Origin of the sequence: Sporosarcina newyorkensis (assembly GCF_900167515.1) — a bacterium.
GTDB lineage: Bacteria > Bacillota > Bacilli > Bacillales_A > Planococcaceae > Sporosarcina > Sporosarcina newyorkensis.
On sequence record NZ_FUYJ01000008.1, the window covers coordinates 111,980 to 134,388 of the forward strand.

Annotated in this window: 19 protein-coding genes; 4 read left to right on the forward strand and 15 right to left on the reverse strand. The window is 41.6% G+C overall.

Features of this window, described 5'->3' with window-relative positions; all coding sequences use genetic code 11:
- Positions 1–35 precede the first annotated feature (35 nt).
- The 10 genes from B5D59_RS14595 to B5D59_RS14630 all read right to left on the reverse strand — a co-directional run bounded on the left by B5D59_RS14595 (position 36) and on the right by B5D59_RS14630 (position 11,028).
- On the reverse strand, positions 36–3,239 hold the full coding sequence (locus tag B5D59_RS14595; RefSeq protein WP_078818454.1) for a hypothetical protein: 3,204 nt from the start codon (positions 3,237–3,239) through the stop codon (positions 36–38).
- Entirely contained in the window at positions 3,236–3,925 is a 690-nt protein-coding gene (locus B5D59_RS14600; RefSeq protein WP_078818455.1) for a hypothetical protein, read from the reverse strand. Before B5D59_RS14600 ends, B5D59_RS14595 begins: the two co-directional genes overlap by 4 nt.
- Positions 3,888–5,279, reverse strand: coding sequence for a hypothetical protein (locus B5D59_RS14605; protein WP_078818456.1), 1,392 nt, complete (start codon positions 5,277–5,279; stop codon positions 3,888–3,890). Before B5D59_RS14605 ends, B5D59_RS14600 begins: the two co-directional genes overlap by 38 nt.
- Positions 5,255–6,466 carry a DUF2399 domain-containing protein gene (locus tag B5D59_RS14610; RefSeq protein WP_078818457.1) on the reverse strand — a complete coding sequence of 404 codons (1,212 nt, stop codon included), beginning with the start codon at positions 6,464–6,466 and terminating at the stop codon, positions 5,255–5,257. Before B5D59_RS14610 ends, B5D59_RS14605 begins: the two co-directional genes overlap by 25 nt.
- Positions 6,467–6,642: 176 nt before the next feature.
- Positions 6,643–6,876: a hypothetical protein gene (locus B5D59_RS14615; protein WP_040759827.1), complete on the reverse strand. Its 234-nt coding sequence runs from the start codon at positions 6,874–6,876 to the stop codon at positions 6,643–6,645.
- Between the two features lie 81 nt (positions 6,877–6,957).
- Positions 6,958–7,908: a bile acid:sodium symporter family protein gene (locus B5D59_RS14620; RefSeq protein WP_078818458.1), complete on the reverse strand. Its 951-nt coding sequence runs from the start codon at positions 7,906–7,908 to the stop codon at positions 6,958–6,960.
- A 195-nt stretch (positions 7,909–8,103) separates the two neighbouring features.
- Positions 8,104–9,507 (reverse strand): MATE family efflux transporter, encoded by a 1,404-nt coding sequence (locus B5D59_RS14625; protein ID WP_078818459.1) that lies wholly within the window; start codon positions 9,505–9,507, stop codon positions 8,104–8,106.
- 186 nt (positions 9,508–9,693) lie between these two features.
- A complete protein-coding gene (locus tag B5D59_RS18610; protein ID WP_281250678.1) occupies positions 9,694–9,816 on the reverse strand; it encodes a hypothetical protein in 123 nt (40 codons plus the stop codon).
- Positions 9,817–10,159: 343 nt separating this feature from the next.
- On the reverse strand, positions 10,160–10,282 hold the full coding sequence (locus B5D59_RS18615) for a hypothetical protein (RefSeq protein ID WP_281250679.1): 123 nt from the start codon (positions 10,280–10,282) through the stop codon (positions 10,160–10,162).
- 269 nt (positions 10,283–10,551) lie between these two features.
- Positions 10,552–11,028, reverse strand: coding sequence for an S-ribosylhomocysteine lyase (locus B5D59_RS14630; RefSeq protein WP_040759829.1), 477 nt, complete (start codon positions 11,026–11,028; stop codon positions 10,552–10,554).
- Positions 11,029–11,321: 293 nt separating this feature from the next.
- On the opposite strand from B5D59_RS14630, the gene B5D59_RS14635 reads away from it, so the two are divergent.
- Positions 11,322–12,614 carry a Na+/H+ antiporter NhaC family protein gene (locus tag B5D59_RS14635; RefSeq protein WP_078818488.1) on the forward strand — a complete coding sequence of 431 codons (1,293 nt, stop codon included), beginning with the start codon at positions 11,322–11,324 and terminating at the stop codon, positions 12,612–12,614.
- Positions 12,615–12,684: 70 nt separating this feature from the next.
- Here B5D59_RS14635 and B5D59_RS14640 read toward each other — a convergent pair whose 3' ends face one another.
- Positions 12,685–14,034 (reverse strand): FAD-dependent oxidoreductase, encoded by a 1,350-nt coding sequence (locus tag B5D59_RS14640; RefSeq protein WP_078818460.1) that lies wholly within the window; start codon positions 14,032–14,034, stop codon positions 12,685–12,687.
- 426 nt (positions 14,035–14,460) lie between these two features.
- Here B5D59_RS14640 and B5D59_RS14645 point away from each other — a divergent pair, with 426 nt between their 5' ends.
- Positions 14,461–16,080, forward strand: a complete 1,620-nt coding sequence (locus B5D59_RS14645) for a thiamine pyrophosphate-binding protein (RefSeq protein WP_078818461.1) — start codon at positions 14,461–14,463, stop codon at positions 16,078–16,080.
- Between the two features lie 134 nt (positions 16,081–16,214).
- Here the strand turns inward: B5D59_RS14645 and B5D59_RS14650 are convergent, their stop codons facing one another.
- The 3 genes from B5D59_RS14650 to B5D59_RS14660 are packed head-to-tail and all read right to left on the reverse strand — an operon-like array spanning position 16,215 to position 19,175.
- Complete coding sequence (locus tag B5D59_RS14650; RefSeq protein WP_009498591.1) at positions 16,215–16,565, reverse strand: YxeA family protein; 351 nt, start codon at positions 16,563–16,565, stop codon at positions 16,215–16,217.
- 2 nt (positions 16,566–16,567) lie between these two features.
- Positions 16,568–18,421 carry an FtsX-like permease family protein gene (locus B5D59_RS14655; RefSeq protein ID WP_078818462.1) on the reverse strand — a complete coding sequence of 618 codons (1,854 nt, stop codon included), beginning with the start codon at positions 18,419–18,421 and terminating at the stop codon, positions 16,568–16,570.
- Entirely contained in the window at positions 18,408–19,175 is a 768-nt protein-coding gene (locus tag B5D59_RS14660) for an ABC transporter ATP-binding protein (protein WP_009498594.1), read from the reverse strand. Before B5D59_RS14660 ends, B5D59_RS14655 begins: the two co-directional genes overlap by 14 nt.
- A 147-nt stretch (positions 19,176–19,322) precedes the next feature.
- Between B5D59_RS14660 and B5D59_RS14665 the strand changes: the two genes are divergently transcribed.
- Both B5D59_RS14665 and B5D59_RS14670 read left to right on the forward strand, forming a co-directional pair.
- On the forward strand, positions 19,323–20,024 hold the full coding sequence (locus B5D59_RS14665) for a response regulator transcription factor (protein ID WP_040759830.1): 702 nt from the start codon (positions 19,323–19,325) through the stop codon (positions 20,022–20,024).
- An 8-nt stretch (positions 20,025–20,032) separates the two neighbouring features.
- Positions 20,033–21,409: a sensor histidine kinase gene (locus B5D59_RS14670; protein ID WP_009498596.1), complete on the forward strand. Its 1,377-nt coding sequence runs from the start codon at positions 20,033–20,035 to the stop codon at positions 21,407–21,409.
- Positions 21,410–21,687: 278 nt separating this feature from the next.
- Here B5D59_RS14670 and B5D59_RS14675 read toward each other — a convergent pair whose 3' ends face one another.
- The gene (locus B5D59_RS14675; protein WP_176132598.1) at positions 21,688–22,272 is read right to left on the reverse strand and encodes an SCO family protein; all 585 of its coding nucleotides are present in this window, start codon (positions 22,270–22,272) and stop codon (positions 21,688–21,690) included.
- Positions 22,273–22,409: the final 137 nt, after the last annotated feature.

Sequence of the window (22,409 nt, forward strand, 5' to 3'; positions counted from 1 at the left end):
AACTTGCCGCTCTACTGATTTTCAGTTAGCGGCAGTTATTTTTTACGGATTTGAACTCCCCTGACCTTACTTTTCATTTCCTTTGGGTCATGAGAAATAATAAACGCTTTAGAGAATTGATTATAGTAGTCATTATCATGTGCTTTTGGAGAAAGGATAATCAGTTTTCTTTGCAATTTATTGGCGTACATTTTAAAAACCGTAGCTTTTCGTGTTTCATCCAAGGCACTGTCAAATTCATCCAGAACTATAAAACCTGCCTGGTTCTCTAAATTTTGGAGAAGTGAGAGCGCAAATAATAAAGAACTTAATGATTCTTCTCCCCCTGAAACGCCTTTACCCACTCGCCCGCCTCTGGCTTTTAAGCTCACATCCTCAAACTTTCCCAGATGCCCTTCTTTACGGACATAAATAAATAATTTGAAGACCGGCCTGTCTTTTTTATCCGTAAATTTCTCAAATTTTATTTGACTTTCGAATTGAAATTCTCCCATATATTGCTGGAAGAGTAAGTTGATCTTCGTTACTTGCATCTCAATCGCTGTTTCCAATCGATGTTCATTTTGAATAGCACGTTCTTCGTTTTCTTCCAGAAGATTTTTCGCTGAATGCAACTCCTCTTCCTTGCGTAGCACCTCTTGTTCCAACGTCAGAAAATTTTCTATCGCGTTCTGATCGATTCCCTGTTCATTACGTGCATTTTCAAAACCAACCATCGCCTGGTTTTGTTTGACTGTGAGAGTATATTTGGATTCTTGCAGCTGTTCTTCCATTAAAGCTTGATCCACTAATTCCGGCACGAGTAATCTGAGATCATTCAATTGTTCTTTTTGCTTCGTCTCGTCTTTGGACAATGCGATTCGTTCATCTTCTTTTTCAGACAGTTGATTGGCAATCTGCTTTTTTGTTCGTTGATTTGCTTCTGCTTGATCTTTCAAGTCGATAATCTCTCTTTGCAGTTGTCTTAAACTATCTTGAAGACGATCCAATTCATCTTCATATGCTTCAACTTTATTTCGTAATACAATTAGCTCTTGTTTTAAATGCTTTAACAACTGTTGTTGTTTCTGTAAACGTTCAATTTTTTCAGAGTGCTGGCCGAATTGTTCATAGACTGCCAAGTATTCTAGCAATACACTGACCACGCCCTCTTGTTTAATCTTCTCCTTCCAAATCTCTTTCGTTTCTGTTTCATATTCTTTTTTCTGTACAACTAAATGAATTTGCTCTGTTTTCAACTGCACAAGCTGTTCGATACGGTATTGCTGGTCTGCCTTTAACGAAAGAAAGGCTTCTGCTTCCCTTACTTTTTGAACATCCGCATTCCATACACGAAAAGTTTCATTGTCTTCATTTGACTGCAGAGAGAGTGTATCAATTTCCTTTTGCATTTCTTCAATTTTCCGTATAAGAAACTTTTTTCTTTCTTCCAAAGCTCGTTTACTTAAGATATACGTATTCCGTTCTTGCGGACCCCTTGTTCCACGCGTATCGACCAACCAATTTTTTTGAATCGTTGGCTGTTCCGAAGTAAAAAACTGTTCAATCCACCAAAGAACACGTGTTGCATGATTTTGTTCTTTTTGAGAAAGCCCTTCTTGCATTTGCAAACCAAGATTAGGTAAATCTATAATAACCCGATTCGGAATGAGTTTTTTCAATGAGACATGATAAAGATCATTGATCGGCTGACAGCTTGCCGCATCGTAAAAAATGGTGTATTTAATTGTATCGAAAAGACGCTCATTTTCAATTGGTGTTCGGTCCATCAACTTAATGAAATGACGTAAAGTGAACGCTTTGATATTTTGTTCTTTCATATGGCGAATGGCTTCTTGCTGCCGCTCAGATTCAATTTGATTCTTTTCCAACATTGCCAATTCGTCTTTGAATATGCGATGTTCAGCCTGTTTCTGTTCTAGCAGCTGTTTTCTTTCTTGTAAGGAATGGTTTAAGTCAGCAAGATCTTTTTCTAATTGATAGCTCGACAAATAGCGATTCATTATTTCTGTGTGAATCTGACTATTTTCTTCCCACTGTTCAATAGTTGCTTGTAATTTTGATTCTCTTTGTCGGTACTCTTCTATTGAATGCCCTGCTTTGTCAGTCAGCGTCTTGAGCTGTTCCTCTTTTCTCGTTAACGTCTCAACTTGGTCGTTCGCCGCAGCGAGTCGATTCCTTGTTTCTACTTCTGGATAAGGTAATTTCGAATACGCTTCTTGCAGAGTACTTAATTCACTTTGTAAGGTGTCGACTTCCTCCCTCACTTCTTCTATTTTTTCTTCTTGCTCATTGGCTTGTACTTTGGATTCTTCCAGCAGCTCCCCCACTTCTTGTTGTTTCTCCTGTAACTGTTGAGTATTTGAATTCTTTTCTTCTAGTTTTCCAACGAATTCCTGTGCCTGATCATCTACTTCCTCTAACTCCAGTTTGCGCTCTTCGATATATTTTTCGACCTCTTTGCGTTCATTCTCAGCACCTAATTGAAGTGCATAAGTGGTGGATGCAAACAGCACCCCATTCTCAACAATTCGTTTTTGATTGTTCTTGAAGCGATCTTTATTGTTTCTGGCGACTGATAAAGTAAACTCATGTTGCTTTTGTTGATTCGTTGCGATGACATAAGCTTCCCGTGCCTCTTTTACAATTTCCAGACTCGTCTCCCAATCTTTTTGAATCCGATCAATACCGTGCATTTCACTAAAGATACGGAACCGCTCTTCAGGAGCCATGACCGAAAATTGGTTAACTTCTTGCTGGTACCAAATTAAGTAGTACAGATCGGGATGAATTTTATATTTGAATTGCAGCTCTCTTTTATATGCACTGAGATTATTTTTATTGGCGTCACCTGAGCGATAGGTTTGCCGCAATTCCAGCTGTTCCATTTCATCGCCGTCATGAACTTCGTAACGCAGTTTGATTGGCTGCTTCGGCGGTTGCTCGCATATTAGACGGAATTCAATGAAAAGAGGGCCATCAATACGAGATAACCCTTCGTTCTTGAATAAAAAATGGATCGCCGCTCTCCATGTCTCGTCTTCCGAAATATTTTGCGACTTCAAACCTTCAATTTCGACCTTACTGGAACGCAGAACCGCACCCATGCAAAATGAGATGGTCGACTTTCCCGCACCATTGGGTCCTGTGATGAGAATATGTTCGTCCGCATTTTCTAAAATCATCTCTTCCGCATCGTAATCTCGAATACCTGAATACCGTAATCGCCAAGGGATCACAGGAACCCCTCCCTCTCGTACAAATTATAACGATTAAAGAATTTCATGACGTCTTCTTTTGACAATTGATTGGAATGACTGAATTCTACCATCCTATGCAGAAATGAATCCGAAAACATATGAACTCCAATCGCCGTTAAACAATACGCATCCTCTTTCCCCGATTCTGTCTGGATTTCGAGTGCGCCTATTTTTCGTAATGTATCGATTGCTAACTGAATGCGGCGGCTTCCTTTCTTTATCTCATGGCCGAACGCTTCCAGTAACTGGGTTAATAATGTAAACTCATGCTTCAATACTTCCTGTTGATAAAACATGAACAACAGTACTGCGAGTGCTTCCTCGGACAATGTATGACGGGCAGAACGGGCAGGAACCCGCAACATAGCGACTACCTGATCCCGTTCTTCATCATAAATCAAACGATAATATCGACCAACGGCTTGGTTTACACGTGATAAAAAAGAATGAAAATAAGCGTCTTCTTTGGAAACGCCCAATAACTTTTCCACTTCTTTTCGGGATAGACCAAAATTATTCGCCCGGATGGTCGCACTCGAAGAAAAGAGAATGGACAAAAACGTTTGTTCTTCTCGAGTAGTTAAAATACTGCGCAATAACTGTAAACTGTTTAATGAGTAGTCCTCGCTATTCTCTTTTTCGAATGTTGAATTTTCGGTCGTCATCTCGAATCCACTCCCATTCTTTATCTAATTCTTTTACGTGTTGCTGCAATTTGATCTGCACCTTTTTATTCGCTTCCATAGCAGCAATTCCAAGAAGTTGGCGAATGGCATCTCCCCATTCCGCTGAACTCGTCTCAATCATTGTTTCTTCTATTCCTGCCTCTTTTTTCTCGGCAAGATATTGTTCAATCTTATCTGTGTCGATACTCGCTTTCGTTAACAACCAGCTCGCCTCGTCCACTAAATCGTCTATCGATTGTACTTCCAATGTTTCTCGCCTGAACTCTATGTCGTGTTCCTCTTCAATATCCGCTACGACAGGCTCATAGTTTTCCAGAAAGTCTATTCCGCTTTCAATATCCATAGGTGACAAGGGACTAGCATATTTTACGGGAATCCAGATGCCATCTAACTCCTCCCCCTCGTACTGTCCCTGTTCCATAAAGCTAAAGAGCTGGTGTGCATTCGGAATTTCCGATTCCACAGGCGGATGAAACATTTTCGTAACGAACGTCCGAACTTTTTCAGGAGAAATGGCAGTTTTGAGCGGCGTTTGCTGTACATTCATAAACTGAAGATACTTATTGACCATTCCAAGTGACAAGCTTGTACCTTCAGCAAGTACTCCAGCTCCATTTTGCATTAAATGGCTTAATACAAGACTGTCTTCAATTGTTTCGAACTGATTAAAGCGTTCATGCAGCTTACGTTCCAAATCTTCCATCAGCGTATGAATTACTTGTAATTGCGGCAAGGCGTTGCGATCCGCAAGCAGTTCCAATTCCCGCTCTTTCAACGTTTCATTGGCCTCTCTGACATTGCGGATCATACTGGCGATGACATTGCCGCCTGAAATTCCTTTATCGTCATATGCTTCACTGATTTCCGCGTCTCTCCTCGCCTGAAACAGTGAACGACCAATGTCATCCTCTAAATAATACGCAAGGGAATCATTTGCAAGCCGAGTCAAAGAGTGCATCATCCGTTTCCCAACGCTCATCATTTTAATTTGCTGGGTTTGTTTACTGATCCAATTATTGCTTGCAAGTATCGTAACAATTTGATCAACCCGCGATTTAGACGGCGGCTCTTCATCACGAAAACGGGACTGATATCGGTAGTACAGCGTCTCGGCACTATCAATCGGTTCAGTAAGACCGTATGCCTCTTCGTGTATCAGTTCAATAATCCGTAAAAAGCGAAGCATCTCCAATGGTGAATGGAAGACAGCTTCAGAAGACAGATCTTTCATCACACCGGCTAATGAAATAATATCTCGCATAGCTCGTGCCATTTCAGGCTGCTGTTCATCCGTATTAAAGATAGATATTATCTGCTTATCCACTTCCTCCATTCGGCTGGCCCCCTTAACGTCATTTCTTGTTCTGCTTCGCTAATCGTTTCTGACCATTCAACATATTCTCTAAAGGATGTGAAGACATTTCCTTCATTGCCTATAAAACGTACAGATCGTCCTTCTGTAAAATTCGCAATATCTTTAGCAATAATCCTCCCCGCGGTATCATAATCTACCCATATTACAATCTGCTGAATAGAAGAATTCCGACAGAGCTGCTGAATTAATTTTCGATGCGCGCCCCGTATTTGTCCATCTACTCCGATGATCAGCGAAGAGGTATCCTTTAGAAAATCAACTTCTTTTGCCATTCTAGTCAGTACCGCACGGTTTTCTACCAACCATAAAACTGTTGCAGTCGTTACATAACTTTCATCTGTCACGGCTATTTCCGTTGTGGCATGAACAGTACCGATTGAATATTGCGAGAATTCACCCGTTAGATTTCCTGCAAAAAAGATTGGAACAATAGAACCTGTACTGACAATGCCGATTTCACTTATCGGCGCATCGATCCATTTTTCAATCCGACCTATAAAGGGCTCACGATAGGCATCAAACACTTTTGAACCGCCAATTCTTTTGTAATAGACGGCACCGATTTCTTTGAACTCCATATGAGATTGCTGTCTTTTTAACTGCAGATAAGCAATAAGGAACTCCGTAAACTTCCGCACTCTTTCTTTACCCCAAGATTCCTCGTCTTTTGGTTCTACAATGAATTTTTGCGCTTGGTGAATGAAGCTATCCTGAAGTACCGATTTAGAGATTTCGAGCTCCCCAAGTAATGTTTGACGTAATAATTCATCGGCTTCCATCACTCCTTGCCTTTTTAGCCGTTCGTATTCCGCTAACCCAGGCCCCATACGGTAGCTTGAACTTAAAGGAGTTCTGCCATCTGATTTAAACCGTATTTCCTGAACTAACCACCCTTTAAGAAGGGCTTCTTGTTTCAACTCAGCTGAAAGAGGTAACGAGTCTCTGCGGGAATTTGGCTTCAGATTCATTTTCACAATGTCTTCCGGTGGATGAATATCATATTCATCAGACGCCAATACGTTGCCCAATGTTTTGTATGTACGAGCAGTCCATTTTTGAATTTCCCATTCATTCTCGCCAACCTGTTGAATCGACTCTCCTGCTTTGCAAATATGGGTTTCCAAAAACACTCTCACCGTTTGCATGACGTCATGTCCTCTCGCTTTTTTCTAACTATTATGAAGATGTAAATAAAGGATATCACATTTTAACGGTTGCTGGAATTTGAGAGAGAAGAAAAACCGCCGCAAACTCTCTATAAATGAGAGTGCGACGGTTTCCTGCCGTTAAAATATTTAGTAACTATATTTTCTTTGCCAAGTTACCTTGTGAACTTGCCGCCAAATTCTTTCATGATCTGTTCTACTTCAACGACATGCTCAGGTTTCAAACAAGCTTTCATTCGTGGCATAAACTCGAGCAGGTACGCTTGATCAAAGCTTTTATCAACTTGTTTTTGAAAACTCTCTTTTAACAATTCTTGAACTTCATCCATTTTGTCTTCCTGTACACGTTCTAGTATAAATTGATGAAATTTCTGTTGTGCAGGGTTCAATATAATTCCTCCTTGTACTATAGCTATATAAAGCAGCATGCTGTCTACATACCCCATTCAATTTCTTGCTTTTTACTTCGTTTACACTGTCGGTGCATAACGATTTCTATATAATTCAACTACCTTACTATACAGTGAGGCGAGCACTTGTTGAAATAACATACCGAATACAACCGGCATGGCTACTTTCGCCGGGAAATAAGTCGTGGCGATTACAACACCAATTGCAATGTTGCGCATGCCGCCGACATACATGAACGTAGTGGCAGTAACCGGATCTCTCCAAAGTAAATGACCCATCGCAAGAGCAGCTGCATAACCGGATGCCGCGATAAACAACACAAGTAAAATTGTGCCGACCAGTTCCCACGAAATCACTTTAACATATGGAGCAACCGTGCTTCCATTAATTGCGACAATCGCGAACAGGCTCAGTTTAGAAAAAGGTGCTAATGTTGGACTCAAAGTGGTCTGGATCTTCCCTTTGGTCCATTCATTCAGTAAAATTCCAAGAAGCGTCGGCATCACAATCATCCACAATAAATTCAAGATGAGTGAGGTAGTTTCCACAGCTATCCTTTCTCCAGCCACTACATGAAGAACTACCGGCATCACTAGAGGGGCCGATAACGTATCAATCAGAATAATTGACAGGCACAGTGGCAGATTTCCTTTCGAAATCGTTACCCAGATAACACTTGTTACGCCAGTCGGAACCGCCACAGCCAATACGAAGCCAACCGTCAGCAAATGATCATCAAAAAACAAAATGGACAGTAAATACGCCCATGCAGGCATCAAGATATGCAAAAAGGCAATGCTCACCAACACAACACTTGGATGCTTCACGACCATGCGAACTTCTTTTACATTCATACCTAAGCTTCCTACAAACGTCATAAACGCAAATAGCCAAGATACAAGAAATAACAGGTGTTCTCCAACTTGATGAAACAGCACGCCAATAAGTAAGCTGAGTGGTGTTAGAATAGCGATCCATCTTTGCAGCCAAGTATTTAAATTCACTAACATGGAATACTCCTTCTTTATCGCAATAGATAACTCAAAATTCCAACAATATATAGTGTTAGTTTAGCACAAAGATCATCTGTACAGTCATGTTCTGTTTTCTAACAGCCCGCTTAAAGGTGAAGGACTTTCTCCTGATTTTTCTCAATAAATGAGAAAACCCATAGCTTAAATCACTATGGGATGAATTCTGTTCATTTATACTACATCCGGCTCGACCGGTGTGTCAATTAGCGTTTTCTGTGAAGAAGTATCGACCAATGCATATCGTTCCCACACCCGGCTCTTCCAACGCAACGCCATGCTGATTGCCCGTATCCATTCGTCCGTTGCAATAGCGAGCCATATGCCAACAAGCCCTAAATCAAGCACAAAGACAAAGAAGTAACCGAGTGGCAAGCTGATGAGCACCATAGATATCGCTCCCATCAGTACCGGAAACTTTGCATCGCCTGACGCGCGCAGTGAATTAATGATCACCATATTCACTGTACGGCCTGTTTCAAGCAGACAAGACAGCAACAACACGGAGGCTCCAAGCTGAATGATGGCTTCATTATCCGTAAACAACCGCATGAGCGGATAACGAAGCGCCATTACAATTACTACCATGAAAGCAGTAAATGCAAGCGCACGCTGGAGCGAACTCCATACTTGGCTGTACACTTCATTCTTCTCTCCACTACCGACCAATCTGCCTGTAATGATGGAGGTACCGAGTCCGATCGCCAAAGCAAACAAATAACTGAACATCGACACATTTGTTGCATACTGCCGAGCAGCAAGGGCTTCGGTTCCAAGATAGGTCACATAGTAAAGGAATACAATTTGGCACGCCTGATAAAGAACTTGCTCAAATGCAGAAGGTAAGCCAATTTGGAGAATTTGAGTAATATATCGCTTTGACCATTTGAAATAAAATTGGAAGTCAATGCGATAATCCAAAACTTTGTACAATAACCATAAAAAGAACAACACGGCTACAAGACGGCTTCCAACAGATGAAATCGCCGCACCTTTTACACCAAGTGCAGGCATTCCGAACTTCCCAAAAATCAATGCATAGTTCCCGATCACATGGATAATGTTCATTCCGAGTGAAACAAACATTGTCTGCTTCGTAAATCCATGTACTCGAATAATTGCTGCAAGCGAGTTAATGATCGCCTGCAAGAAAATCCCGCCACCGACAATAACTAAATAAGTCTCCGCATGAGCGAGGATATCACCCTGCAAATTCATAGCACGCATCATCTGACTCGTGAACAGCAAGAAAACTCCACTAATCAAAAGTCCAGCCAACAAGTTGAGGGAAATAGCCATTGCAGAGATCTTCGCCGCCTCCATATAACGGCGTGAACCAAGATACTGGGCTACCACGATCGCAGCTCCATTTCCGACTACTTCTAGTACCAGAATTGCGATTTGGACATACTGATTCGCCGTCCCCACTCCAGAGACTGCGTCATCCGACAATGCACTCAACATAAACGTATCCGCTAATCCCATCAGCATAAACAAAAATAACTCAAGAAAAATCGGCCACGTCAGATGAAATAAATTCATTTTCATCCCCGGGCCGTTAGCTGCTGTTGCCGCCATCTATCTATCTCCTTCTTTACTTTCAAAATCGAAAAACAGGAATAGCTTACCATAAATTCCTCTGAGAAGATAATGATATTTCTTGGATATTTTGTGAAGTTTTTATGTATCACGGATGCTTGACGATTGAAGGTAGAAATCAAAAAACTCACAGCTTTTATAGCTGCGAGTTAGGGGGCATTTCATTTATTTTGTATAAGACAAAAGCGCATATTTACTGAAGTTTTTCAGCGCATCTGTTGCTTCTGCTTTATCTGCATATTCAAAAATCCGTACGTTTTTTTGTTCGAACAATGTGATGACCCACATGTTGTTCAGTCTCCTTTTTGGTTTGTATTTTGATTTTCTTATTGGAAACCTAGACTAATTTCTTTAACTACTCTTATCATACACTGTATTGCACGGATTGGAACCGTCTTGTGAAGGTTTTCACAATTCATTCAAACTCGAAACGCTTACATTTGAAGGCTTTGTGAATATGATGTTAATATACTTTTTTAGGAAAGAAAAAGCAGCCTCACTCAGAGTTGCTGTCCTGTGTCCACAACCTCAATGAATACAAAATTACCACTAGATTTCACAGGAGGAAGTTATACTTTACTGGGCAAAAAAACCCGCAGCACTCATAGCCACGGGTGGGGTGTCGATCCATTTATTTTGTATAAGACAAAAGCGCGTATTTGCTGAAGTTTTTCAGTGCATTCGTTGCTTCTGCTTTCTCTGCATATTCAAAAATCCGTACGTTTTCTTGTTCGAACAATGTGATAACCCACATGTTGTTCATTCTCCTTTTTGGTTTGTATTTTGATTCCCGTATTGGAAACCTGGACCAATTCTTTAACTACTCTTATCATACACTGTTTTTTACGGATTGAAACAGCCTTGTGAAGGTTTTCACAATTCATTCAAACTCGAAACGCTTACATTTGTCAGATTTGTTACAAAGGTTTTTTTGATGTTTAAGTGGTGTCCAATCTCCGAATGCATCAATAAAAGGTACCAGGACCCCGAACAATTATAAATTGTATCAGGGCCTGGTACCTTTTAAATTTTTTCCGCAAGTTCAGTTCGTACAAACGGATCGTCACTCAGCCCCGCTTCGAGAACAATTTTAGCGTATTCCTTAGCAGCAAATAAAGAATGATCCCGGTAATTTCCACATTCTTCTGCAGAAACAGCTGGTATATGTTCAGTAATGATCACTTTCTCTAAGACTTTTGTTAACGCAGCAGCCACTTCTTTCGGTTCGTGTTCATCCCAAATTATCAAATAAAAACCGGTCCGGCAACCCATTGGTGAAATGTCTATAATTCCTTCCAGTTCATCACGTAAATACGTAGCCAGCAAATGTTCAAGTGTATGAACAGCTGCTGTTGGCATAGCATCCTCATTTGGCTGGAGAAACCGTAAATCGTATTTTTGGAGAGCGCTCCCCTTTGCGTGCTGTTCTGTCCCCGCCATTCGGACATATGGAGCTTTTACTTTTGTATGATCGAGCAGAAAACTTTCAACTTGAGCCATTACCATCATCCTTTCGATATTACACTTAACCTATCACAATACTATACTATATGTAAAGTAATTAAATAAATTATTCTAAAGGTTTCCGCTACTGTATTGACAACTATTTTTTAATGAGGTAGAATTCTCTTAATTTATAATACTGATAGAATTACTTGGTTTTACTATCAAAGCAATGATTCCTGGGTTTTCACAGAAGAACTATCGACAGAAAAATTGGAGGGATTTTATTGACAGAATTAAAAAGAGATAAAGGGAGTGCGTGGGCACTGTTCCCTCTACTCGTGTTTGTCATGTTATTTATCGGAACTGGTATCCTGACGAGGGATTTTTCAAGTATGCCTTTAAATGTGGCAGTTATCATCGCCTCATTTATTGCGTTGGCTATGAATCCAAAGGAAAAGTTTCTGAAGAAGGTGGAGATTTTCACGAAAGGTGCAGGCCATCCGAATATTATGCTGATGGCTGTTATCTTCATTCTGGCCGGTGCTTTTTCAACAGTCGCAAAAGGAATGGGGGCTGTTGAGTCTACCGTCAATTTAGGCTTGTCATTCTTGCCGGCAAACTTGCTGATGGTCGGTCTATTTGTAATCGGCTGCTTCATCTCTATATCGATGGGGACTTCCATGGGAACCGTAGTCGCACTGGCGCCGATCGGCATCGGAATTGCATCCCAAACGGATATTTCGTTAGCACTCGCGATGGCAACCGTTATTGGCGGAGCAATGTTTGGTGATAACTTATCCATGATTTCAGATACAACTATTGCGGCGGCTAGGACACAGCAAACACAGATGAATGCGAAATTTAAAATAAACTTCTTAATCGTTCTGCCTGGAGCAATTATAACGGCAATTCTTCTAAGTATTTTGACGAGAGGGAATGTCGCGACAGTTGCCGGAGATTTTCATTACGATTTCATCAAGGTGTTACCATATCTAGCCGTTCTTGGAGCCGCACTTTTTGGGGTTCATGTACTCATCGTACTGCTCGGCGGTACAGTCTTTGCGGGTATTATTGGGATGATTGACGGTTCTTATAGTTTTGTATCGTTCCTGCAAACAGTTGCAGAAGGTATAATCAGTATGGAGGATTTAGCAATCATTGCAATTTTGATTGGAGGGATGGTCGGAATTATCCAATACAACGGGGGTATCGACTTCCTAATGAACTTCATTTCAAAACGAATCAAATCCAAAAAAGGTGCTGAGTTCGGTATCGCAGGACTTGTGAGTGCAGCAGATATCGCAACAGCCAATAATACAATCTCTATCCTGATGACCGGTCCTTTGGCAAAGCAGATTGCGGATGAGTATGATGTCGATCGAAGAAAATCTGCAAGCCTGCTCGACCTGTTTGCCAGCTGCTGGCAGGGTATCGTCCCATATGGTGGTCAAATGCTTGCAGCTGCCGGACTCGCGGCGATTTCTCCCCTAAGCATCCTGCCTTACTCTTTCTATCCGATACTCATGGGAGTTTGTGGCATAGTTGCAATCCTGATTGGTTATCCGAAAACGAAAAAGTCGGATAAAATAGCTCCTCAGCCTGCTGCATTGCCCACAGCAGAAGATCAGTTAACAGATTAGAACTTTCCGAAGAATCTCCTTCCGCATGCCATCTGTATTGCGGACAGGAGACTTCAAATTCCCCCTCTACCTACTTATCTTCCAGCTTGGCGACCGCTTTTCTCGCCGCACTCTGAATCGGATCCCATGTACTGTTGAAGGGCGGCGCATAGCTTAAATCCAAATCTTCCAATTCCTCAACTGTCATCTCATTGAATAATGCAGTGGAAAGCACATCTATCCGCTTATCCACCCCCGCTTTACCAATCACCTGCCCGCCAAGCAGCAAACCATCTTCACGCCTGAATGTTAATTTAACCGTCAGCGACCTTGCATTCGGATAATACGATGCATGCGTTTTCGACCGCACAATCATCGACAAATACGCAATACCTGCTGCAAACGCCTCCCGATCAGACAACCCGGTCTTCCCTAAAGCTAAATCCATGAATTTCAAAATGGATGTGCCCGTAATTCCTTTAAATGCACGGTGCTTTCCCGCCATATTCAACCCCGCAACCCGGCCCTGTTTATTCGCATGCGTCCCGAGCGGCGTATACTCATCCACCTGTGTAATACGGTTATACTGCATCGCACAGTCACCTGCTGCATAGACGTCCACCACATTTGTTTCCATCCATTCATTTACATAAATCGCTCCGTTTTTAGCCAAATGAATTCCCGTTTCCTTAAGAAACTCTGTGTTCGGACGCAAACCCGCCGCAACCAGGACAACATCCGTCTCGTATGTACGTTTGTTTGTGCGGACAGACGTGACGAAATGTTCCCCAATAATCTCTTCTAATACCTCTTCGTATAAAATCTCGATGCCATGACGTTCAGCTTCTTCTTCAATTAATTTTGCCATTTCTTCATCGAATGTCTTTGCCACTTGCCGACTGCGGATCAATATCCTAACACGCTTTCCAAGCAACCTAAAGCTTTCCGCCATTTCCAACCCGACATACCCGCCTCCTACAATTGTGACATCCTCAATACCATTTTCAACTTTCTTCATGATTGCTTCAACATCCGCTAGTGTCTTTACCGAATAAACGCCCTGCAAATCAACTCCTTTCCAATTCGGGATAAATGAACTTCCCCCGCTTGCTGTAAGTAGTTTATCGTATCGTATACAAAATGATTCGCCGGTTTTTACGTTTCTTCCCGAGACCAACTTTTCCTCCGTATCGACTTTCTTCACTTGATGGTGCACACGCGCATCCATCCCAAATTTATTCCGATACGTCTCCACACTGCGTACAACGAGATCATTCACCGACTTAACAACCCCGTTAATCACATACGGCATTCCGCACTGCGCGTAGGAATACACCGCTCCCTGCTCCAAAATTGTAATCTCCGCACTTAGATCATGTTTCAATAATTGCATGGCAGCACTCATTCCTGCTGCGTCACCGCCAATAATCACATATTTCATATGAACATTCCTTTCTAAAATGGCGTAACGTTCTGTCTGGCCCTGACTGAAGCTGTCCTGTAAAAAAGAATTCCCGCCTTCACCCTATTACTTTCATTAGTACCCTGTTTACTAATGGTTCAACGTTTATACTTCATAATTATTCTCTGACTAGCGCCATTATTTCCGGTTTAAGGTTTACTCTTTGTGCAGTAGCCGGATACTATTATTGGAAATGGATGAAGCTTATTTCCTAATCGCTAAATACCAATCGTCTTTACATTTATATATAAGAAGATTCACCACAGCAATCATTTTAAAGGCAATATTTATAAAAGCAGAATAATGTTTAACCGATGCTTTTAAGTGAAAGAACAATAAGAATGAAGATTAAAACATTTTATATCCTTCAAGTCGAAAATAATAAATACAGGAGGTTCGCATGTTATGAAAAAAACAGACCAGACGGTTGCTGAATTAATGCTTGATCAATTGTCTTTGTTCGGTGTAAAACGTATTTATGGAGTTGTAGGCGATACCATTATCGGACTTATCGATGCATTGGCCAAACAGAATAAAATTCAATTCATTGCGGTTAAACACGAGTCAACAGCTGCTTTTATGGCATCTGCGGAGGCGAAACTAACAGGCAAGCTCGGTGTCTGTACAGCGACAATGGGTCCTGGGGCGGCCAATCTACTGAACGGGCTTGGAGATGCCTATGCTGACAAAGCTCCTGTACTGGCAATTACGGGGCAAGCACCGAGTGATAAAATCGGTACTGAATTCCCGCAATATGTAGACCAGCAGGAGCTAATGAAGCCGTTCGCCTCTTATTCCGCTAATTTAGCAAGTCCCGATGCAACGGTCGAACTTCTTCAAAAAGCGGCACAAACATCACTCGGGCAACGGGCTGTCACCCATCTGTCTATTCCAAAAGATTTATTTACAATGTCTGCTTCAAGTAAACCTCGTCCATTGCCCAATATTATAGAGGGCACGTCCATTTTTACGGAAAATAGTCTGGAAAAGGCAACAGCAATAATGAAAACAGCCAAGCGTCCAATGATTCTCGCAGGCGCCGGGGCTACTTTCGCTATAAAAGAAGTGGAGAAACTTGCTGAATTATGGGGAGCTGGCATTCTGACAAGCTTAGGTGGAAAAGGCTTATTTAATGAGCCTTCCCCGAATGTTTTGCAAGGAATCGGCGAAGGAGGCAATCCGTATGCTGCTGAATTATTTAAAGAAGCAGATGTTGTGCTTTTGGCAGGAACAACCTGGTGGCCGGAAGGATATGTGCCGAACGACGCGAGGATAATTCAGATTGATCGCCACTTTGGTAAATTTGAAAAAGGTATTCCCGTCGAACTCGGTATCGCCGGTAAAAGTGAAGAAGTTCTTCCTCTCTTATTAGAGAGCCTTCAAGGATTTTCCAAAAAAGAAGACTGGGTGCTCCGCTGCCAAGAAATAAAAGAGAAATGGGCTCAACAAAACAATCAAGAAGGCAGCACTGCGGGTTATCCCGTCCACCCTTCGCGAATTATCCGTGCCCTTGACCAAATAGTAGCTGCAGACGCTGTTTTGGCACTTGATACAGGAGATGTTACGGTGTGGACAAACCGTAACTTCCAGCAGAAAGATCAAACCGTTTTATTTTCAGGTTATTGGCGGACGATGGGCTTTGGCCTTCCTGCTGCGATGGCCGCGAAGCTCGTAAACCCTGAAAAACAAGTAGTAGCGGTAGTCGGGGATGGTGGACTTCAAATGACGCTTGCAGATCTATTGACTGCCACCCGTTATGAACTCAATATTACCGTCGTTGTGTTAAATAATGGAGCTCTGCAAATGGAGAGAGACAAAATTAACGTCATGGGGAAGAAAGAAGTAGGTGTGGATTTAACAAACCCTGGTTTCGTGAAGGTAGCGGAAGCTTGCGGGTGGAAAGGATTTCGGGCAGAGCCAGAGACCCAGCTAGAATATTTGCTGAAAGAAGCATTCCAGACGAACGGTCCTTCACTGGTAGACATCTCTACAGCCCAGGCATTCTTTCCTGAAACGGAAGGGTAAAACATTTCATTCTAACCATGCATTAAATCTACACGTTTATTGACACTTTTACGCCAATTCAAATTATCATAAATGTTTCTCTTATAAAGTAAAAAAACCCGTCCGATAGTGTTTGGACGGGTTTAACTTAGAATTTAAAACTTCACCTTATCGGGAATATCTGACAATTCCACTTCATCATAAGAAGTGACGTCATCTCCTTTAGTCAGATATAACTTCAAATATGCGCCTTCTCGCAGCTCTTTTGCTGCTGTGAATTCTACTTCGATTTCTTTACCATTTTCTTTATAAGCAGGACCAGTATACAAGTATCTTTTCATGATTTCACCTGAGTCCAGTTTTGTCTCTTCAACCGAATGCGCTGGTGAGATATGATAGTAGGCATTGCCTTTCCCCATTCTGTTAAAGTCCACCTTTGCTAACGCAAAGACAGCCCCAGCTAATAACACGGCGATGACACCTGCCAAAATTAATCCTTTTCTCATAATTACCCCTCCAAATATCCTCTTCTAATTGTTTTAATGAAGCTGCGTACCGTAGCAAAATAGTACATCGCGTAAATCATTGTGTAAGCCAACATCCAAATGACGACTGGCACAAGGAAATCCATCATGAACATATTGGACACTGCGACCAATGCAACGCCTCCGTGAATAAGTCCAAGAACAAGCGGAACTGTAAAGATGACGCCGACCTGCCCACGAATCGTCCTGTTCATATCCTTTTTTGAGACGCCAATTTTATGAAGAATTGCATATTTCGCTTTATCCTCTTCCGCTTCAGTCATCATTTTGAAGAAGATGATGCTGCCTGTTGCGACGAGGAAGACAAGCCCTAAAAAGCTTCCCACGAAAAGCAATGCACCCAACGATTCGATTGTATTTTTATAATCCGCTGTCGCACTTGAGAAGTTCTCGGTCGAAGCAGCTAACCGGTCCGATACAGCAGACTGGTTTTTATAGTTGGTTACTTTGACAGCTTGTATCAGTGTCTCATCGGATTTGATTTCGTCATACAGTTGTTCCGGTACGACAATTGCATTTCCACCTAACGTCTCGACATTGAACAGCACTTTATCATAGAATTTGGCGACTGGAAACTCTACCTTGTTTATCGTTACAGAATCCAATTTTTCAGACCAGCGTTCATCAAAAAATGCATCGATTGCAAAGACCTCATTCTGTCGTAACTTTTGAATATCTGACCAACCTAAATCCTTTGCCAACTTGCCGAAGGTCGCTTCATCAATTACAACATATTCCATTTCATACTTATCGAGTGCAACTCGGATCATCTTGCTATAGAACGTGATTTCCGATTCGATTATCGACGTGTCGATAGCCTGCTTCTCTCCTTCCCACATGAATGTGTAAGGAGTATACTCCCTCACATTTTTTTCGGCATTGTAATAAACACCGAAAACTGCGCCTCCTGATGTAATGGTCGTCGCACTCAATATCGTAATTAGCGTTAGCGTTTTCGCGTTTCCTCTTATCCTGTAAAGCAGCTGTGACGCCGTCATCATATGAAGACCTTTCCAAGCCCAGCGTGCATTTCCTTTCAAAGCTGACAGCACATACACTAATACGCTATGGAACAGCAAATACGAGCCGAGTACTGTAAAGGCGATGATGACAATCGGGGTTGCTAGTCCAAGCACACGCCATACCTGTGATTCCGTTAAGTCCTGCAAGGCAAGATAGTACGCGATTGCCAACGACGCCACACCTAGTACGGCTGTGATGACCCTTGCTTTCGGCACATTCTCTCCCTTTTTTTCCGCATGGAACAAATCAATCAACTTGAAACGGTAAATGATACGATGTCCCATCAACGAAGTGAATAAGAAAATAATGAAAAATACTATACATGTATTAATTAGCGCGTTCATTGAAAAAGCGAATCCAGCAACGATGTCGAGACCCATCAGCTTCAAGAGAATGGTGAGCAACATTCTGGACAACAAAAAGCCTAAAACAACACCAATACCGAGCGATACCAACCCAATCACCATGTTCTCAAAGAACAAAAGGAATCCAATCGACTTTTTGCGTACGCCTAATAAAGAATAGAGCGCAACTTCCTTCTTCCGCTTTTTCATGAAGAATGAATTGGAATACAATATGAAGATCGCTACGAAAATCATGAGCACAAATGCAGATGCCCCCATGATTCCTTTAATCTGCTTTGACGTTTCAGCCATTCCACTAATATCCTCACTATATTTTAACGTAGCAAATGTGAAATATATCAAGATGGAAAAGACGGTGGAGCCTATATAAAGCGAATAGCTTTTCATATTGCGGCGGATATTTTTCAACGCCAATTCAAATAACGTCATTCACATCACCGCCCATTTGCGCCAATTCATCCAAAATCATTTGGAAAAACTCTTTCCGCGTCTTACTTCCACGAAAAATCTCTTTCGATAGCCGTCCGTCTTTAATAAATAAAATTCTGCGGCAAAAACTTGCTGCATAAGCATCATGTGTCACCATCATAATCGTCGTTTCATGCTTTTCATTTAACGAACTCATACTTTCAAGCAAATCTGTGGCCGACTTTGAATCGAGCGCGCCTGTCGGTTCATCCGCAAAAATTATTTTCGGATTGGAAATTAATGCGCGACTTGCTGCTGTACGCTGTTTCTGTCCACCTGAAATTTGATACGGGTATTTATTAAGCAAGTCTGATATGCCGAATGTACCCGCGATTTCATCCACCCGCTTAGCAATTTCCTCGGGTTTAATTTTTGCAATCGCTAATGGCAATAAGATATTTTCGCGGACAGTCAACGAATCCAATAGATTATAATCTTGAAAGATAAATCCTAAATGGTCTCGCCGAAAATCCGCAAGTTTTTCTTCTTTCATCTTTGCAATGTTATCCTTCCCGATATAAATATCTCCAGTTGTAGGTGTATCGATCGTTGCTAGGACATTCAGCAACGTGGACTTCCCTGCTCCCGAAGGACCCATAATTCCAACAAACTCACCATGATCGATTTCAAACGAAATATGTTCAAGCGCTTTGAATGTATTCGCATCTTTTCCGTATTTTTTTTCAACGTCTTTCACAAGTAATAATGACTCCATTTAGTTGCACCTCTTTCGTATATCTTTACTATACTTGGCGAACCTTAAGCTAATTTTACGCCGACCTTACATTATCCTTAAATACGGGCGGGTTTTAGAGAATTGCTTTATACTTGGGTCAACGTTGCTTGAAAGGAAGTGTATCATTTGGAAAAACCACGCATCTTAATCGTAGATGATGAAAGCGATCTGCGTCATTTAATGGAAACTGCACTTATGAAGGAAGGCTTTTCGGAGATCAAAACGGCTGGATCCGTAAGGGAAGGTTGGGAGCAGTTTGAAGCATCCTCGCCGGATATAGCAATTTTAGACATCATGCTTCCAGATGGGGAAGGTTATGATTTATGCAAAAAGATTCGAGAAGTTTCCCATATCCCCATTTTATTTCTATCAGCAAAATCCGACGAAACAGATAAAATTTTAGGGCTCGCTCTTGGGGGCGATGACTATATTACAAAACCATTCAGCCCAAAGGAAGTCGCCTTCAGGGTGAAAGCCCAATTAAGACGTGCTGGCTATCATGAAATAGAGGCAACTTCCCAACCTAAAGAGATTGCCATTGGACCGTTTTCTATGAACGAGGCGCAAACCGAAGTACTGAAGAACGGCGTAGCTTTGGAACTGACAGCTAAAGAAATGGGATTGATGGCTTCTTTCATGCAGAATCCAAATCAAATTTTGAGCAAAGAGACACTTTTTGAACGTGTTTGGGGGGAAGACTTTTTCGGTGCGGATAATACGTTAATGGTTCATATCCGCCGCCTCCGCGAAAAAATTGAGGATCATCCATCAAAGCCTGCATATCTCACAACCGTAAAAGGATTGGGCTATAAATTCATTGTGAAATAGGTGATTCGATGAAATGGAAGTTGACTGTCCAATACTTATTTTCAGTCTTGAGCATTGTCTTTATTGTCATTTTCGTTAATTTAATTATATTAATCGGTGTACTTTACTTCCAACAGACAAACGGCAATGACAGCTTATCTACTGATACCGGCGAATCTTTCACCCGCCAATTTTCTCGTTATCTGTCGACGGAAAATGAGCAGCCCCTCATTACAGACGAAGGGATTCAGGCACTTCGGGAATTTGGCGGTTGGCTCCAAGTACTAGATTCAAACGGGCATGTCGTTACTGCTGCCCTTGCACCCAAAGATGCACCTACACACTACAGTCCGGTTGAGCTCGTCCATATTTATAAGTATATGGACGATCAATTAACAACGTATTATGTCGGTCAATTTGAAGAATACAGCTATTTATTGGGCGTTCAAAATTCCACTGAACAGCGTGTTGTCTTCATGTTCAATGCCCAGTCATTCCTGTCCTATGTATCAAAAGCATTCGTCGGCATTACAATTGCCGATCTGCTTATCGCAATGCTCGTCGGATTGCTTTTTAGCATGATCATAACAAAGCCGGTTTCGTACATAATCGACCGGATTTCACAGCTGAAAGAGCGAAATTTCTCCATCCAAAAAATGAAGCGTCAAGGTGTCTTCAAACCAGTCTTTTCAAATTTGAATTCAGTTTCTGAAACATTGCAGGCCCATGAAGAGGAGCGCATGAAGCTTGAAAAGATGCGCGAAGAATGGATTAGCAATGTTTCGCATGACTTAAAAACGCCTCTCGCATCCATTCGAGGCTTTGCAGAATTGCTACGTGGACAAGACGTGATGGAATCGGAACGTGCAGAGTATGCGGAAATCATCGAACGAAAATCCATTTATATGAAGGATCTATTGGATGATTTTAATTTAACGATGCGCTTACGTAATCAGGAAATGCCATTACATCGTGAAGATACACGTCCCGCAAGCTTCGTCCGCGAAATAGTTATAGATGTATTGAACGACCCGAGATACAGCGATCACGCAATTTCATTTGAAGGCAACGCACACAATGCAATATGGAGTATCGACCGGCATTTAATGAAACGAGCCATTTTGAATTTCATTCACAACGCGATTATTCATAATGATCGTGACATAGCGATCACTATTAGTGTTTCGGATACAGGGCTCACAATCGAAGACGATGGGAAAGGCATTGCAAAGCAAGACATTGAACAAATATTCAACCGTTATTACAGAGGATCCAATACGGACAACATTCACGGCACTGGACTTGGGCTTGCCATTTCGAAAGACATTATCGAGGCACATGGAGGACATATTACATTGACGAGTGACATTGGAAAAGGAACGAAAGTAGAGATTTTCTTAAATTAAAAAGGTGCCTACTTTACAGGCACCTTCCATTACTTGCTTTCCACTACCATCGCCCCTTTGAATTAAGCCAATATCTTTCGCGTAGTATCCAAAATACGTTTGTTTGTTCCATGGTGTATACGTTCCGACAGCCAGCACATCGCGGTATTTCGTATCGCGTACAGTCCGTACTAAGTCCGTGCCAATAATCCAAGCATTTTCGTATGATACCGGCCCTATGTCGTTCTCATAAGGAAGGCAAATGAAAACCTATTGTTGGAATCATGAAGTTTTTGTTTTCACATTACTTTTTTCGCATCTGCAATGAGGTTTTCATAATCTAGTTTCGATAGGCCGTCATACCGTTTGATGACTTCGCCTTTCGGATTGATAAGGAAAAAAGATGTGCTATGTGCATATACATGGTCTTCTGGTCCTCCCCCGTCTAATACGGTTTTAAAGGATTTGTTGGATAGTTCTTTTATTTTGTCAAAGTCATATCCGGTCAAAAAGGTCATGTTTTCGAAGTTTGCATCATATATTGCTGCAAAATCTTGAAGTACTGCTGGTGTATCGAAATCAGGGTCTACACTAAAGCCAATGATTGGTGGTGTCATACCAGCGTCCCTTAGTGTCGCTAGAACGTTTACGATATTGGCTGTTGTTTGTGGGCAGACCATTTTACAGTTCGTATAGAAAAAATAAGCAATCCACCAGTCGCCTTTTAATTGTTCTGATGAAAATGTTTCATTATGTTGGTCTGTAAATTCGAAGTCTGCAACTGTCGCGGATATGTTTGATTCAATTTTTCCGTTACTACAAGCGACAAGTGTAAGTGTAAGTGTAAAGATGAGTAGGATGATGTTGAACGATGTATTTTTCAAAATAGTAACACCCTTTCTACTACAATATCAATGGATTATTATTTATTAAAAATAAGGACGTGAGGTTCATACTACGTCAAATATATATACGTAGTATGATCTTACGTCCCATTGCATGTATTCAAATTAACTGGCTG

Bases quoted from the DNA above. Each gene is read 5' to 3' on its own strand.
- B5D59_RS14600 (WP_078818455.1), bottom strand. From the start codon at position 3,925: ATGACGACCGAAAATTCAACATTCGAAAAAGAGAATAGCGAGGACTAC.
- B5D59_RS14605 (WP_078818456.1), bottom strand. From the start codon at position 5,279: ATGGAGGAAGTGGATAAGCAGATAATATCTATCTTTAATACGGATGAA.
- B5D59_RS14610 (WP_078818457.1), bottom strand. From the start codon at position 6,466: ATGCAAACGGTGAGAGTGTTTTTGGAAACCCATATTTGCAAAGCAGGA.
- B5D59_RS14620 (WP_078818458.1), bottom strand. From the start codon at position 7,908: ATGTTAGTGAATTTAAATACTTGGCTGCAAAGATGGATCGCTATTCTA.
- B5D59_RS14625 (WP_078818459.1), bottom strand. From the start codon at position 9,507: ATGGCGGCAACAGCAGCTAACGGCCCGGGGATGAAAATGAATTTATTT.
- B5D59_RS18610 (WP_281250678.1), bottom strand. From the start codon at position 9,816: ATGTGGGTCATCACATTGTTCGAACAAAAAAACGTACGGATTTTTGAA.
- B5D59_RS18615 (WP_281250679.1), bottom strand. From the start codon at position 10,282: ATGTGGGTTATCACATTGTTCGAACAAGAAAACGTACGGATTTTTGAA.
- B5D59_RS14630 (WP_040759829.1), bottom strand. From the start codon at position 11,028: ATGGCTCAAGTTGAAAGTTTTCTGCTCGATCATACAAAAGTAAAAGCT.
- B5D59_RS14635 (WP_078818488.1), top strand. From the start codon at position 11,322: ATGTTATTTATCGGAACTGGTATCCTGACGAGGGATTTTTCAAGTATG.
- B5D59_RS14640 (WP_078818460.1), bottom strand. From the start codon at position 14,034: ATGAAATATGTGATTATTGGCGGTGACGCAGCAGGAATGAGTGCTGCC.
- B5D59_RS14645 (WP_078818461.1), top strand. From the start codon at position 14,461: ATGAAAAAAACAGACCAGACGGTTGCTGAATTAATGCTTGATCAATTG.
- B5D59_RS14650 (WP_009498591.1), bottom strand. From the start codon at position 16,565: ATGAGAAAAGGATTAATTTTGGCAGGTGTCATCGCCGTGTTATTAGCT.
- B5D59_RS14655 (WP_078818462.1), bottom strand. From the start codon at position 18,421: ATGACGTTATTTGAATTGGCGTTGAAAAATATCCGCCGCAATATGAAA.
- B5D59_RS14660 (WP_009498594.1), bottom strand. From the start codon at position 19,175: ATGGAGTCATTATTACTTGTGAAAGACGTTGAAAAAAAATACGGAAAA.
- B5D59_RS14670 (WP_009498596.1), top strand. From the start codon at position 20,033: ATGAAATGGAAGTTGACTGTCCAATACTTATTTTCAGTCTTGAGCATT.